Origin of the sequence: Lederbergia sp. NSJ-179, from assembly GCF_022867885.1 — a bacterium.
Lineage (GTDB): Bacteria > Bacillota > Bacilli > Bacillales > Bacillaceae_C > Lederbergia.
In genome coordinates this window covers 18,363-32,577 of sequence record NZ_JALIFP010000043.1, presented here as the reverse complement: position 1 = coordinate 32,577, position 14,215 = coordinate 18,363, and the positions used below count along the sequence as shown (strand labels likewise).

The 14,215-nt window shown below is 37.0% G+C and carries 13 protein-coding genes and 1 riboswitch; of the genes, 2 read left to right on the top strand and 11 right to left on the bottom strand.

Translation table 11 applies throughout. The features are described 5' to 3' along the window. Positions 1–494: 494 nt before the first annotated feature. The 4 genes from MUB24_RS20155 to MUB24_RS20140 all read right to left on the bottom strand — a co-directional run bounded on the left by MUB24_RS20155 (position 495) and on the right by MUB24_RS20140 (position 3,462). Positions 495–809 carry a nitroreductase family protein gene (locus MUB24_RS20155; RefSeq protein ID WP_244707319.1) on the bottom strand — a complete coding sequence of 105 codons (315 nt, stop codon included), beginning with the start codon at positions 807–809 and terminating at the stop codon, positions 495–497. A 110-nt stretch (positions 810–919) separates the two neighbouring features. After that, positions 920–1,408: a hypothetical protein gene (locus tag MUB24_RS20150; protein WP_244707317.1), complete on the bottom strand. Its 489-nt coding sequence runs from the start codon at positions 1,406–1,408 to the stop codon at positions 920–922. Then, a complete protein-coding gene (locus MUB24_RS20145; protein ID WP_244707316.1) occupies positions 1,405–2,193 on the bottom strand; it encodes a DUF3100 domain-containing protein in 789 nt (262 codons plus the stop codon). The genes MUB24_RS20150 and MUB24_RS20145 overlap by 4 nt, the downstream gene beginning before the upstream one ends. A 15-nt stretch (positions 2,194–2,208) precedes the next feature. Further along, complete coding sequence (locus tag MUB24_RS20140) at positions 2,209–3,462, bottom strand: M20/M25/M40 family metallo-hydrolase (RefSeq protein ID WP_244707314.1); 1,254 nt, start codon at positions 3,460–3,462, stop codon at positions 2,209–2,211. A 233-nt stretch (positions 3,463–3,695) separates the two neighbouring features. Here MUB24_RS20140 and MUB24_RS20135 point away from each other — a divergent pair, with 233 nt between their 5' ends. Next, positions 3,696–4,154 carry a YndM family protein gene (locus tag MUB24_RS20135; protein ID WP_244707312.1) on the top strand — a complete coding sequence of 153 codons (459 nt, stop codon included), beginning with the start codon at positions 3,696–3,698 and terminating at the stop codon, positions 4,152–4,154. A 131-nt stretch (positions 4,155–4,285) separates the two neighbouring features. Here the strand turns inward: MUB24_RS20135 and hprK are convergent, their stop codons facing one another. The 6 genes from hprK to MUB24_RS20105 form a co-directional block, all read right to left on the bottom strand. Continuing rightward, a complete protein-coding gene (hprK, locus tag MUB24_RS20130; RefSeq protein WP_244707327.1) occupies positions 4,286–5,191 on the bottom strand; it encodes an HPr(Ser) kinase/phosphatase in 906 nt (301 codons plus the stop codon). 191 nt (positions 5,192–5,382) lie between these two features. Continuing rightward, the gene (locus tag MUB24_RS20125) at positions 5,383–6,534 is read right to left on the bottom strand and encodes a GNAT family N-acetyltransferase (RefSeq protein WP_244707310.1); all 1,152 of its coding nucleotides are present in this window, start codon (positions 6,532–6,534) and stop codon (positions 5,383–5,385) included. Positions 6,535–6,696: 162 nt separating this feature from the next. Further along, positions 6,697–7,305: a class I SAM-dependent methyltransferase gene (locus MUB24_RS20120; RefSeq protein ID WP_244707309.1), complete on the bottom strand. Its 609-nt coding sequence runs from the start codon at positions 7,303–7,305 to the stop codon at positions 6,697–6,699. A gap of 255 nt (positions 7,306–7,560) precedes the next feature. Further along, positions 7,561–8,544 (bottom strand): magnesium transporter, encoded by a 984-nt coding sequence (gene mgtE / locus MUB24_RS20115; protein ID WP_244707307.1) that lies wholly within the window; start codon positions 8,542–8,544, stop codon positions 7,561–7,563. Positions 8,545–8,797: 253 nt separating this feature from the next. Further along, a riboswitch (M-box (ykoK) riboswitch) is annotated at positions 8,798–8,965 on the bottom strand. 163 nt (positions 8,966–9,128) lie between these two features. Further along, positions 9,129–11,573 carry an ABC transporter permease gene (locus MUB24_RS20110; protein WP_244707305.1) on the bottom strand — a complete coding sequence of 815 codons (2,445 nt, stop codon included), beginning with the start codon at positions 11,571–11,573 and terminating at the stop codon, positions 9,129–9,131. Continuing rightward, a complete protein-coding gene (locus MUB24_RS20105) occupies positions 11,566–12,252 on the bottom strand; it encodes an ABC transporter ATP-binding protein (protein WP_244707303.1) in 687 nt (228 codons plus the stop codon). Before MUB24_RS20105 ends, MUB24_RS20110 begins: the two co-directional genes overlap by 8 nt. Before the next feature lie 506 nt (positions 12,253–12,758). Here MUB24_RS20105 and MUB24_RS20100 point away from each other — a divergent pair. Further along, positions 12,759–12,995, top strand: coding sequence for a hypothetical protein (locus MUB24_RS20100; RefSeq protein WP_244707301.1), 237 nt, complete (start codon positions 12,759–12,761; stop codon positions 12,993–12,995). 88 nt (positions 12,996–13,083) lie between these two features. Here MUB24_RS20100 and MUB24_RS20095 read toward each other — a convergent pair whose 3' ends face one another. Continuing rightward, positions 13,084–14,058, bottom strand: coding sequence for a D-alanyl-D-alanine carboxypeptidase family protein (locus MUB24_RS20095; protein ID WP_244707299.1), 975 nt, complete (start codon positions 14,056–14,058; stop codon positions 13,084–13,086). Positions 14,059–14,215: the final 157 nt, after the last annotated feature.

Sequence of the window (14,215 nt, the reverse complement as noted above, 5' to 3'; positions counted from 1 at the left end):
CTGCGATCTGATCTCCTTTCTGGTGTGCGAACCATTAGGATATCATAAGATTGCATGATTGGGTTATTTTTCCATTTAAAAATTCAACAATTTTTCGACAAGAACTTTTGACTGTCCAGTTAATATTAATAATATCTCCCACCATTTATTCCAAAATTTCAATAGATTCTTATACTTTTTAATATTTTAATTCCTAACGAATGTCAATATTCCAATAACAATAAATACTAGAAAAACAACAATTATTGTCGAGATCACACCTACTAAAATATTTCTATTCTTACCTTTCATATTATCTACGCTCCATTTTAATATTAACTTTGCCCCTTTTATACTGTATTCTATATCTTATTAAAAATTCCTTCGAAAATAATATAATTATTGTATTTCTTTTTTTAGTTTGTTCTGAACACAAAATTTACATCTTTCTTAATGTGTATACTCTCAAATACAAAGATGATAAACTGTTATCTTTCGACAATCTCTCATTACTTTTATTCATAACACTTGCGATTCTGGGATATTTCTAAACTTATCAAAGAAGGCGGTTTCTTCTCCTTCAACATCTTTTTCTCTTTTTGCTCTCCTTCCGGGTACCCCATTCCTAAGCTCGATACAATCCTTCTGTCCTCTGGAATGTATAGAGCCTTACTAATATAAGCTTCACGCGCCGATAATTCCACTTTATCTTCTGAATGATAGACAGCTCCAAAGCCGACCCCAATCCGCAGATCTGTCGCCCCAGCCCAATAAAAGCGGTGCGATCGAAGCATCTGTAACCAATATAAAAACGAAAAGATGGAAGTCATTTTTTTATAGACTCCCATCTTCAAGAATTCCATTTGATAAAATTAAATTCATTGATTTATAACCTTATTTTAAATTTCTCTTTTCAGAGCCGTTAGCCATTTCCACAGCTTTAATTTCCCGATACATGTAAACCAAATTGAGCAAGCAGAGCACTGCCAACATATGTCCCTGTAAAAACAAAGACAGCGACAATCGCGACCTTCCAAGACGTTTTTCGGAGATCCACAAGGCGATCAGCAACGGAAATTCCTGCAAAGGTTAGAATCGGCGTTGTAATGGAGAGGAAATCGACAGCTGCGATAGCCTCTACGAAGAAATCAGAAACCATGCAAAGAACAAGGGAGACAATCGAAACCCATCCTAATATCGGAAAATCACGGATTACTTTCACCGGTACTTTTTGCATAAGGGCTGAAATCAGAATTCCAATCATCGAAAAAGCCCAGAGTACAATGAGACCTGCAATCGTCATAAAGGAAATCGGAGTGGATTCAGGATTTTTTAATAGCTTTATTTCTTGTGCAAAAAGAATTAAAGCTACACTCATAAGCAGGACAAGACTATATTTAACATACTTATTCGATAACTTCCCCATCATTTGTCACCTCTTATGAAGACTTTATACATAAACTTTTGCAATGGTGCTGCCAGGAAAACCATTGTGAAAGTGCCTAAGAAACTTGTTAACAATTGGCTGGCGGAAGCGTAAGCACGTATTGTATCCCCCAGCTCCGGTACCCGAGCCACTAATGAAGAGGAAGCGGCCGTCATCATGCTTCCTGAACCGACTCCGGACGCCATAGCGAGCGCTTCAACACGGAAGCCCATATCCAATAAAACAGGAGCAAAAACACTGAAGAAAATCGCCCCGAATAAAGTCCCAATGATATAAAGGGAAAGAACGCCTCTTCCTTCTGGGGATTCTAACGTGTATTTTTCGGAAATGTAAGCAAGTTCCCCTTCTCGTCCAATTCCCAGTGTGGCCCCAATTGCCTCTCGTCTTAACCCAATCAAAAGCGCAATCGGAAGACCAAGAACAACCGTACCAAGATTCCCGATTTCTTGAATGAGGAAGACCCAGCCGATACTCAAGATTTCTTTTAATTTCGGTGCAACATCTGCCCCATATCTTGCCATTAAAGGCAACATAATAAAAATCAAATACTTACTCGCAAAATTCACATTTTCTTTCCTATATATTTTCTTTATAATGCCTTTTCTGAAAAATTGAATACCCAAAATCATCGTGATAATGATCGCAAATACAAGTGGCAATAAGCCAATATTAAATTTCCCAATAGGAATGGATTGAAAACCAATCCATTCCGCAATCGCAATTACAAGTAAAACAAAGATCAGTAAAAAGAGAAAATTTCGCTTCATGATGCCACTCCCTTGTTAGTCTACAATGGTGTTAAGTAATGCTTCATACTCTGAAAATGTGCGTTTATATAACTTACTTTTATCGATCTTTCCACTCATATTCACTAAAACTTGTGATAAAAACTCAGGAAAGATTTCAAATAAAAACTCCTGATCGATATCGATAAAATCATCCCCATGAATCGTCCCCGTAAAACCGCTATGGCCGATTTGAATACAAGGAATCATAAAAGATAAATCACCAATATCCCCACCTGCACTGATCGCATTATCATCTAGAAGAACATCAATCTTCTCATTATTTTCAAACGTTTCCCTTACAAACTCGGAGAGATAACGATGCTGTTTGAACGGCAAATAACCCATTTGCGTCTGAATATCCACTTCTCCTTGAAGGGCCATTGCACTTCCTCTTGCGGCATCATCCATTTTTGCGGCAGCTTCTTTGATATATTCAACGGATTGAGCCCGTAAATCGGTGCCAACAACAATCCGATTGGGGATCACATTCGTCGACATATCGGATTCCATCACAATTGGATTTATTCGAACCATTTCACTCTCTTTCATTTGTTGCCTGGCTAAACCGACCGCTACATTAAAAAGCGTGGACATGCTATAAGCATTTTTTGATGAAAATGGATCAAAACCAGCATGAGTAGCTTTGCCTTTAAATTCATAATATTTATAGAGAAATCCGGCTAAAGCGGTGTTAATGTCAATGGTTCTTTTTTCAAATTCTCCGCCAATTGCGTGGACGCAAATGGCACAATCAATATCATCAAAAACACCCAGTCGCATTGCTTCTGGCTTCCCACCATAATAGGAGATCGTCCCTTTTTGTAATAGCTTGTTCCGATAGGCCAGATCTAAATATTCCTCGGCTGGTACAAATACAAAAACGAGTTGATAATCAAATGTCTCATATACTTTCGATTGGAATAAATATTTATAGAGCGCCAAGGCAATCGCCATTTGGGTATAATGACCACAATTGTGGGCCGCTCCGGTTTCAGGATCCGCATTTCGATGTGTCGGAGCATAGACAGCATCTAATTCTGCAATAAAGGCAACTTTTAAGTCCTTCACTTCCCCTAAACTTGTCCGAAAACCGGTTGTACTAAATTCTTCCAAGACGATGTCTGGATTCACTTTTTTTAAAAAATTTACAATGGTCTCCTTTGTTTTAAACTCTTTATAGCCCAATTCTGGATTTTGAAATATATGCTCTGCTATACGTTTAATTTCTTCATATTGGGTGTTAAACACGAATATTACCTCCTTAAAAGACTTTTTTATTATACACCATAAATACGAATAAACAAGTTCCTAACCACAAAATCATTCGTGTTTTTTTAAAACATGGATATCACTATAGTTTTTACATAAAACTGATTTTGAACACGCTCTACAAAGTTTTCCATTGATTTTGTCAATCTTTTACATGATGAATAGAAAATAGGGATATAAGCAAAGATAAAGTTAAAGGAGTTGATAAAATTATGGACCATTTAAAGGCTATTGCCATTAAATTTATTGCAAGCCTAGCCCTTTTGTATGTAGTTTTGGGATTAATGTATGGAATGGCATTCGGCAATGTACTCCTTATTACCGTAACGTTAGGAGTAATTTCCTATCTAATCGGAGACTTACTTATTTTGCCAAGAACCAATAACAGTGTCGCGACTGCCGCTGATTTCGGTCTATCCTTAATTGTTATCTGGATGATGAGTGACGCCTTGACTATAGGAAGGGTATTCACCATGTCTTTAATTGCTGCGGTCGGCATAACAATTGTAGAATATTTCTTCCATAAATATATGGCTAATGAAGTGTTGGAGGAAACGAAAGCAAACCCGAGCCCAACACCAAGAAATGCTCAATATCAGACAGAGGCTTCAGAAGAACTCAGTGGTCTTGATGAAACAATGAAACAGAACGAACAACAAAATCAGGAATGATAAAAGGCAGGGACAAATAACATCCCTACTTTTCACATCTCCGCCAATTGACAGAAATGAGAAAAGAGAAGGGCTTCCTTTTCACAAAGGAAGCCCGACATGGATACGATCTATTTTCCTGAGTCCTGCTTTTAATGTTCGATTCTTTGGATAAATTCTTCTGCTGCGCTGTACCCTTGTTGCATTAAATACCAGTTATTGGCTGCAGCTTCAATGAGACCCGCTACATCGCGACCAGGTTGAAGTTGGATTTCCACATGCGGAATCCGAACACCCATATACTCCTTATACTTAGGATCCATCTCTAATTCATTGTTTAAAGCATTGTCTTTCCATTTCGTTAATTCAATATCCAGAGAAATTTTTGTTTCCTCCTGAAAAGCCCTTCTCCCATATAAGCGAACGACATTTAATAAACCAATACTGCGTAAAGCCAAAAATTCTCGATTTGTCTCATTATGTGTACCTAGCACGGTCTGTGGGCTTAACTTTTTCAAGACCACAATATCATCCGCAATTAAGCGATGCCCGCGGCCAATTAAAGTATGGGCGGTCTCGCTTTTACCTACTCCTGATTTCCCACGTAATAATATCCCCATCCCTGAGACATTCAGACAAACACCATGAATCGCGATCTCTTCTGCAAGGGATTTTGTTAAAAAGCTATCAATTTTCGCAACAAATTCAATTGCGCTTTCGGGGGTACGCAATAAGGGGATTCCCTCTTGATCACAATAACGCTTTAAATATTTTAGCCCTTCTAAATGATCTGTCACGATAAAACAGGGTGGGTGGTATTTTACAATATTACCAATCCGCAGCTTTCTTTCTTCCAGGGTTAAGCTATGCAGATAGGTCACTTCCTTTTCGCTTAATATTTGCACTTGCTCCATTGGAAAAAAATCGAAAAATCCGATAAATTCCAATCCTGGACAATGCGTTTTTGATTTTGAGATGGTTCTATTTAGTTGGCTTGCACCCGCTAAAACCTCTAATGAAAAAGTTCGAACCAATTTTTCAACCGATATTGATTCCACCTCTATCACACTCTCCGTCCTTTACTTCCAACTTTTCCGGTTGAACATTATTAACTATATATATTAACATGAAACCGCTCTACAGAATGTGACTATGCTGTGTCAATTTGGACCAACACGTTGTTGGTCAGCGATTGATGTCGCGTTTTCAGCGTGGGGTTCGAGCTCCCCTAAGCTTCTGCTGAATAAAGTTAAAAGAAATCTGGAAAATAAGTGGATTGCGCTGGAATAACACTCTGCAGTTGTGTGATCTGTTCTGGACGCCCCTGGATCATCTCGATCTCTACCAATTCCTTGACCGTTTTATAACCAAGCAAGAGGGCCGTTAAACTATTCACAGTAAGTTGAATATCTGGATCTACCATGTCCTCTTCTGCAAGCTTTTGAACTCCTGATTGGGAAAGCTCAAAAATCCCATTATTCCACGAGGCAATCGGATCTTCCACTTGAATTTTGATTGGCTCCTGTATGGTTGATGACCAAGTAAATTGTTGTAAATAACCTTCAACATCGACAATTCTCGCCATAAAGTGAGGGGCCACTTCCATTCTCACACGTGGATTTTTCAACATATAAGGCAATGGTTCAGAAAGTGAAGTCGACATTTCGACCTCTTCTACCATAGAATCATGTTGACCTATAAAAGCCCATAAGCCCTTTCTAGCTTCATGGGTAAGCACAATAAATTCGGCCACCTTCATTTTATTTTCCTTTATATGATAAAGCAGATAGCCTTTAGGCTCACCCTCAGGAGAATAATAGATGGCAGGAATAAGAGATTGCAAATGATCCAGCCACCAAGTCTGCTTACGGACAAGCATTCCTGAATAATTCTGGGCATACTGCTCATGTATCACGTTAAGATCTGAATGATATTCTCCTTTCGTTAGACGAACCATTCTACCCTTACTTTCCGGAATCGATAGATCCACCTTTTTTATCGTCATATAGCGGGTATCAGCAGAAATTTCCCATCCAAATCTACGATAAAAATCAATCGAAAAGGGAGATAAAAACGACAAAAGCTGTCCCTTTTCTTTCATCACTTCTAAAGCGGTTGTCATCAAACCTCTAATATGGCCTTTTCTCCGATATTCTGGATAGGAAGAAACACCGGCAATCCCTCCCATTGGGATGCGCTTCCCTTGTTGGTACACTTCAAAAGGTAGAATAATTAGCTTTGATGCTAATTTCCCCTGATCGAAAATACCAAGGATATGCTGTTCCTCCATCCTTTTCTTCTGCTTTTCCAATTCTTCCGCTGAAAGCTCATATTGAAAGGCATACATCGATAATGTAGCTGCTTCCTCATAATACTCAGATGTTAATTTTACAATCTTCATGATACTCTCTCCCAACTAGTAAAATAGATTCAGACCAACAGGGATGTTGAAGCAAACAGAATAATGATAAAAATAGAAAATCATCCACAAAACCATCTAACTCTTAGTTCAGGTATTCACATTTTACCATATATGAAGAGGATTTCATTCCTATTTTTTCTCCTATCGATGGAATTGATAAATCACAAACCGCTCGTTCTTATTCCGTTCATACCACCTTGGTATTTTTACTTCCTTCCAAATTTCGAAAGATGTATGAATATCTAAAAATTGCAGATAATCTGTGGATGGATAATAAAGGATAAGATCGACAGAACGTGGATGTTGTTTCGCAGAAGCAAGGATCTGCCGAACCACCTTTTTAAAAATAGGAACAGCAAAGGGATTGAAGAAATAAAAGCGGTTATCCTGTGAATCCACTTCATAGGCTTCTGCTGGACAACATTTAAACTGAATGGAATCCGGCTTGCCGCTGTTCCTCTCGCGATAACGCAGTAGATTGGACTCCGCCTCTTCGCAGCGCTTCTTATTGACCTCGATGCCTGTTCCCGATAGTCCGGAGCGGTGATGAAGATAAAATAAAAAGCGACCTTTTCCACAACCAAAATCGACGAAATGATCCTTATCCGTCCATTCATATTCATGAAAAAGTACGTCTAATGCCTGATAGGGTGTCGCTTCATACGGGTGATTTTGTGCTAAATGGAGAGACCACTCCTGTGTACCAGTAGTCTCAATCCCAAGTAATTGATCATACTTCTGTTCCTTCACAATTAAAAACTCCTATTTTTGGGCAAGCGCCCTCATTCTGTATCTACTATATTAATGTTTTGGCTTTGGCTTCAATCCTTATTGTTGGAATTCAGGGGCAGATTGCTGAAGCTTCCTGACCTGATTGCCGGACTTTCCGGACCAATTGCTGAACTTCCGTACCCAATTGCTGATCTTCTAGGACCAATTGCCGCACATAAGACCTATCTCCATAGACAAAGTATATGCCAATTCAACAATAATAGAAAATAACTTTTACACAATTTTAGAAATAAACATGGTCGCGATGCCAAAGTATATAAGCAGAGATAAAATATCATTAATCGTTGTAATTAGCGGTCCCGATGCGACGGCAGGATCTGCTTTGCACTTATATAAAATAAGCGGGATAATGGTTCCAGCAAGGGTTCCGATAATCAACGTGGCCAAGAGAGAGACACCGACAACAAACCCAAGCATCAAACTTCCTCTCCATACATAGGCGACAATTGCAATGATGATCGCACAAGTGAGTCCAATAATCACCCCTACTAGTAACTCTCTCCACAAAAGTTTAGAGGCCTTTTTTAAATCAAGTTCTTCTGATACAAGCCCACGAACAACGACTGCAAGAGATTGTGTGCCTGTATTTCCGGTCATTCCGGCAATCATCGGCATGAAAAAAGCAAGAGCGACAACCGCTTCTAATGTTTCTTCAAAACTTTCAATAATTCCCCCGGAAATAAGCCCGATAAATAATAACAAAATTAACCATGGAAGCCTCCTGCCGGCTGCCACAAGCGGGTTTGTATGAAAATCAATTTCCTTCCCAGAGGCGGTTAGCTTTCCGATATCTTCATCTGCCTCCTGATGAATCACATCAATAATATCTTCTACATGAATAATCCCCATTAATTGTTTCCATTTATTCACGACGGGAATCGAAACAAGATCTTTATCTCGGAAAATTTTCGCTGCTTCTTCTTGGTCTAAATTTGCCGGAAAATAAACAAGATTCTTTTTCATAATATCCGCAATCACATCTGTATTGGTGGCTGCTAATAATTCACGTATTGATAAAACCCCTGTTAATTGCTGCTCTTGATCAATTATATAGACGTAATGAATATTCTTTTTCCCTTGTACCTGTTCACGCAAATGAAAAATTGCTTGCTCCACTGTATAGGATTCTTGCAAAGCAATGTATCCTTGTTTCATTAATGTTCCTGTTGTTTCATACTCATAAACGACATGGTTCATATTAAGGACCTCCTTCTAAAGATGATCTCCCATAGATGAGGGGATCTCTATTTGATTTTGTTTATACAGTCTACCTCCAGGGGGTTCAGCCATCCCCATCACCTCCTTCAATCATCCTAGATGGAGAATCCTCGCAAAAATAAAAAACACCCCTCTACAAAGAAGGATGTTCAACAATCTGGCCTGTACGATCCAGGTTACTCAGACGTTGCCACGGGAGGTGGCGAATGTAGCCTGAGTTTATTTTATAGTGAATAAACCTCCTTCGCAGAGCTTTAGCACTATGGGGCATAGGATGCATTCATCCAGCTACATTAAAAACCACCTTAAGTCGATGGTTTCTGTTGACCCATTGGAGTCTTTCGACATTTCTGGGCAGCAGCATATCTCCACATAGGAGCCTCACCTAGCGAGGAATTCGTATTAAATGATCTTTCTCTAGTGTAATAGCTATGGGCAAGATTGTCAAACCTACTAAATTATCGCAAAAAGGGAGTTTGAAATTCACAACATGTTTATGCATCAAATTCAAGGTGTATGTTTCGCCTACTTTATTATTGGTATACCGAAACCTTAAGGAAAGTTTATTCAACCTCTCGTAACATTGAAAATATAGAGTTTTTTGTTATTTTCCTATATATTATGAAACTTCCATCCAGCAAAAATAACGACATTAAAAATACTATAGCAATGAAATACCACAAATAATATTGCATGGGATAAACTATATCGAGAACACGAGTATATATCAAAAAAATAACTGTACTAATTGTTGTCGAGATAAATAAATAACACAACATTTCCATTGCTAAAAAATAAAAGATTCCTTTTTTTGTCATTCCTAATGATAGATAAATTCCCCACTCTCTTTTTTGCATTTGGTATTTGCTAAATAAGATCATAATCAGACTTAAGATGGTTAAAAGTGACGATATTATAAAAGTGAACTTACCAAGATAGGCTACAAGTGGCGCTAATTGCCCATCTTCTTGTATGAGCTTTGGTATATTTTGGAATAAGCTTCCCGGTATCGTGGCAATTAACTGACTAACTTTATCATCTATAAGTTGATATTGGTTGTTTGTTAAATTATCTTCTAAAAATATTTCTAACTCAATATACCCTGGAAAAAGATTTGACTTTTGCATTGTCTCTTTATCAAATACGATAGTTAAATCGTCATATTGTATATCCTCAATTCCAGGTACATGCTTAGTTAGTGGTCTAGTCAATACATCATATACTTCAAATTCTTCCTCCATCTTATTGAGTACATTCTCTTCTTTCATCCATTTCTTGAAATAAAAATTACTTCCAATAAGACTGTTTTGTCCAGAAGTAATTGTTTCATCTTCATTGGGAATGAATAATAAGATTTTTCCTTTGAAATCCTTATAACTCCCTTTTGGATATATTTGGTCAAATTCATTTGAATCAATTATTTGATAAGTAATATTGGTAAGCATCTGCTTATCATCGCTAACAGCACTTCCTTTAACCTCTTGTATCCACGGGTGAATCAATGGTATTATCTGCTCCGAATGGATGAAAGGGACAACATTATCCATAAAAGGCTTCTTTTCGATATACTTAACTTTAGGAAGATTTTCTAATTCATCAACATCTTCCGAAGAAAATGCTAATCCTTGATTTAATAACACAGGCATATGATCAATAGTTTCCCATCCATATCCCTGTTGAGCGCTTAAATAATAGCTCGAGCTGAGATTCCAGATACCTTCTATTTCCTTTTGAGTGATAATAGAGCATATGAGCACTAAAATAGAAATACAAATCATTGCCACCATATAGAATAGTTGCTTAGGCCATGTAAATAATTGTTTTGCTAATTGCTTTAAGACAAAGTTACTTAGTTTTCTTTCAATTGGATTTAAATAATTTGTTTTAGGAAGATTGTTCATTAAAGTTTTAACAGAAAGAAATCTGTTTTTTCTAACAGGTCTACATGAAATGTAGAATACTGACAGAAACATTAGAATTAGACAGCTGATTATTATGAGATATACATTTTGAAGTTGTGTATTTACTGCTAAAGCCTCTTTAAAGCTGATTTTAATCATGAGATATTGAAAGAAACTTTGTAAGGGAATAGCAAGAACGAGACTCGATAAAAATATTACCAGGCATTGCCAAAAGTATAAAAGATATATTTTTCCATATTTAAGGCCTAAGGCCCTTAAAATAGCTATCTTTTTCATCTGTTCTTTATTAAAATAAGAAAAAGCTGCATGTATATAAAAGAAAGCAACCAAAAATAAAATAACTTGAAAGCTAATAGACAAAAACAATACTAAAGCATAATCTTTTAAACCTTTAAAAAACAATTGATCATTTATATAGCCTTTATTACCATATTGACTTAAAAGGTTTTCCATCTTTCCAACCGTTGTATTTTTCCCATCTCCTAAATAGACAAGAAAATGATGAGTTTTTGGTTCTTTCTTATAGCTATTCTCATGGATAAAAATATTAGGGAAATCACTCACACCTTTTTCTACTTCATCAGGTACAGACCATTTGGAAGAATAATTCGAAAGGATACCGACAAGTTTTACTTCCCAGTGTTGATTTTCACCTACAAGTGTTTTAGATTCCCCTATTTGCCATGCAGGATCAATATAATTTAGATATGCCGATTCTATTGCAACTTCGTTCACTTTTTCGGGAAAGTGACCCTCCAACACATTTATATAACTTAAATCAATCGCATCTTGATCCATCCAACCAATTGTTGCTTTTTTATCTAAAAAGGAATACGTATCAACTAATTGAAATTCCCCTACCTGTTTTGTTTTATCTTCTAGCTCATTTTTGGTTTCATTCAAACCAATTAGAATTCCACTATGTTGTCCATATTGAGAATATGCTCTTTCCAATAAACCAGTCCTTATAATTTCAGATGAGGAAAAAATAGAGGTTAGAGCCGAAATAATAATAGCTAAGCTACACACCATCAAAATAAGCCAGTTTTTTCGCGATAGTAATAGTTTGATAGCTAAATTAAACATTATTATAAGAAACCTCCAACAACCCATTTTCTAATGAATATAAGAGATGGGGGGCATTAAAAAGGGTTTGCTCATGTGTCACGACAATTAATGTTAAGTTTTTTTCGTTATTTAATTTTGTTAGTATATTGACTATACTTTTTGAAGTAGTTTCATCAAGGTTGCCGGTAGGCTCATCCGCAAACAAAATTTCTGGATTAGTAATCAAAGCTCTTGCAATAGCTACTCTTTGTTGTTCGCCTCCTGATAAAAGGCTTGGTCGTTTATCTAGTTGCGAAATTATACCCAATTCATTCGCAAGTTCTTCTATCCTTATTTCAGAAGTTGAGTTTTTCTTGTGAATAAACCTTAATGGAAGTTCGATATTTTCTCTAACAGTCAACTCAGGGATTAGTTGAAACGACTGAAAAACAAAACCAAATTTTTCTCCTCTTATTACTGCCTGCTCTGAATCAGGTAAATCATAGAAAGATTCATTTTTATAATAAACCTTTCCTTTACTTGGATTTTCCATTCCACCAAGAATACCAAGAAAAGTAGACTTTCCCGATCCACTCTTTCCTTTAATAACATTTATTGTTCCTTGTTCAAAAGATAGGTTAGTTTTTTGTAATACATTTTCCATATGATTCCCAGTATAACTTTTCGTTATTTCAAACGCTTTTAAAATAATTGTCATAGCTTCTCTTCCTTACATTTTTAAGTTTAATATAAATTAATGTGTATTTTTTGTCAAAATAGACTGCCTTATTTTTATTTTCAGGTAATATACAATATAAGGCGCCTAAAATTTGCAATTATGGGGGGTAAAATGAAAAATAAAATTAGTAAAGTTGTTTTAGGTCTGGGGTTATTACTGTTTGTGTTTCCTACTATTTGAAGCGCATACATAAAAAGCTATTCATTTGATATTGCTTATCAATTAATGGGGAAGACAAATTTTTCACTTGCGGCAAAAAATACAAGTACAACAGCAACGGCTAACACATACAAAAATACTGGTGATGTTAGTTCCGAAAAATCTGACTACTCAGTTTTAATGGTTAAAAACATTCTTACTCACTATAGTAGTGTACTATACCTGCTAATGGGTATAGCTCCCATATTAGATTATTGGATGATTAACTTCATTCCTTTCAAGTCAATATATGAATATCTTAATTTATTTCTTAATGGAGACGTTTATTGTTTCTACATGACCACCGAGCACCATCAGATAATAATTTGCGCGAGCGCAAAGCCAGAAATTTCAAGCGAAAACAAAAGCAAGTGATTTCATTTAGAAGTTTTGAATGCCTAGGGTATGTTGGCGATGGGATGACTGTGATGGCAACTCTAGAGTCACAAGAGAAAAATTTATATGAAGGTGTGGCAGAAATCTTTCGTCGTGAACGTGAAAAACCCCCGATTTCAGAAAAATAGTTCTGAATACTGGGGGCTATTTGACTTGCCTATTTTCTGTTAGGGTGCGAACAGTAACCAAAAAGATGTTACCGAAAATAATGGCCTGTCACGTATCTATCAAAGAAAATGCCGCATCATAAAGTTTTTCCGTTTCTGTAAATCGAGCGATCATCGAATCTGTTCCCATCACAACCGAAATAAGCCTAGTATCTCCCCGTTCCACTGTTCCAATAAAGCAATAGCCCGCTTCATCTGTAAAGCCTGTTTTCAGCCCGTCCACTCCAGAAGACTCAAGACTGGACCCAATCCCGGGCAACATCAGATTGGTATTCTTATACGTTTGTGAACCAAAAACAAGGGTTGGCTCCGCAGAAATTTGGAGGATTTCCGGATATTTAATCAGTAGACGTTGAGCGAGACGTGCTAAGTCTTGGGCTGACATAAGATTCGCATCATTCGGCCCACCTGTTGAAAAATAAGCCCCCAAATCTTGGTTATTTAAACCAGAACTATTCACAAAATGGGTCTGGTCCAACCCGAGTTGCTCTGCTCTATTGTTCATCTGCTCAACAAATTCCTTTTCACTGCCTGCCACGGTTTCGGCTAGGGCAATCGCCGCATCATTAGCAGAATGAATGGCCATCGCTTCAAACAACTCGCGGACTGTATACGTTTGATCCTGTTGTAAAGAAACCGAAGCCAATCCCGGTATCGAAGCAATTGTAAATACGTACTTACTTGGGGTTACAGCTTGATCCCAACTTATTCCCTGGTTTTCAATCGCCTCTAATACAAGCAGCTCTGTCATAATTTTCGACATACTTGCCGGCGGTAAAGCAAGCTCCTTATTTTTCTCATACAAAACATGACCGGTACCCGCATCAAGCAAAATGACAGACTTCGCTTGAATTCCTAACTCTGGCAAAGTGATTCCTTTAGGCACCGTCTTTTCCAGCCCGCCCCTTTCCATGAATGAAAGTGAAGTGTAAACTTTCTCTGTTGCAAAAGCATCCTGTTTGAAAAAGTAAACTCCACCACTCATCACAATAACAAGACTAATTAATACGATAAATCGTTTCATAAAAACCCATCTTCCTCATTTAAAAATCAAAAACACATGATTACTAGTATATAAATATCTCTCTTGATAATCAATCTCCAAAATGAATGTCGGAATATTGTTAATTCCTACCTATCTATTTATCAAGATCACGAATGCAAATGTTTTCACTTTTTGC

What these genes read in the sequence shown, in the direction of transcription:
- MUB24_RS20155 (WP_244707319.1), bottom strand. Translation starts at nt 809, where the DNA reads ATGACTTCCATCTTTTCGTTTTTATATTGGTTACAGATGCTTCGATCG.
- MUB24_RS20150 (WP_244707317.1), bottom strand. Translation starts at nt 1,408, where the DNA reads ATGATGGGGAAGTTATCGAATAAGTATGTTAAATATAGTCTTGTCCTG.
- MUB24_RS20145 (WP_244707316.1), bottom strand. Translation starts at nt 2,193, where the DNA reads ATGAAGCGAAATTTTCTCTTTTTACTGATCTTTGTTTTACTTGTAATT.
- MUB24_RS20135 (WP_244707312.1), top strand. Translation starts at nt 3,696, where the DNA reads ATGGACCATTTAAAGGCTATTGCCATTAAATTTATTGCAAGCCTAGCC.
- MUB24_RS20125 (WP_244707310.1), bottom strand. Translation starts at nt 6,534, where the DNA reads ATGAAGATTGTAAAATTAACATCTGAGTATTATGAGGAAGCAGCTACA.
- mgtE (WP_244707307.1), bottom strand. Translation starts at nt 8,544, where the DNA reads ATGAACCATGTCGTTTATGAGTATGAAACAACAGGAACATTAATGAAA.
- MUB24_RS20110 (WP_244707305.1), bottom strand. Translation starts at nt 11,573, where the DNA reads ATGTTTAATTTAGCTATCAAACTATTACTATCGCGAAAAAACTGGCTT.
- MUB24_RS20105 (WP_244707303.1), bottom strand. Translation starts at nt 12,252, where the DNA reads ATGACAATTATTTTAAAAGCGTTTGAAATAACGAAAAGTTATACTGGG.
- MUB24_RS20095 (WP_244707299.1), bottom strand. Translation starts at nt 14,058, where the DNA reads ATGAAACGATTTATCGTATTAATTAGTCTTGTTATTGTGATGAGTGGT.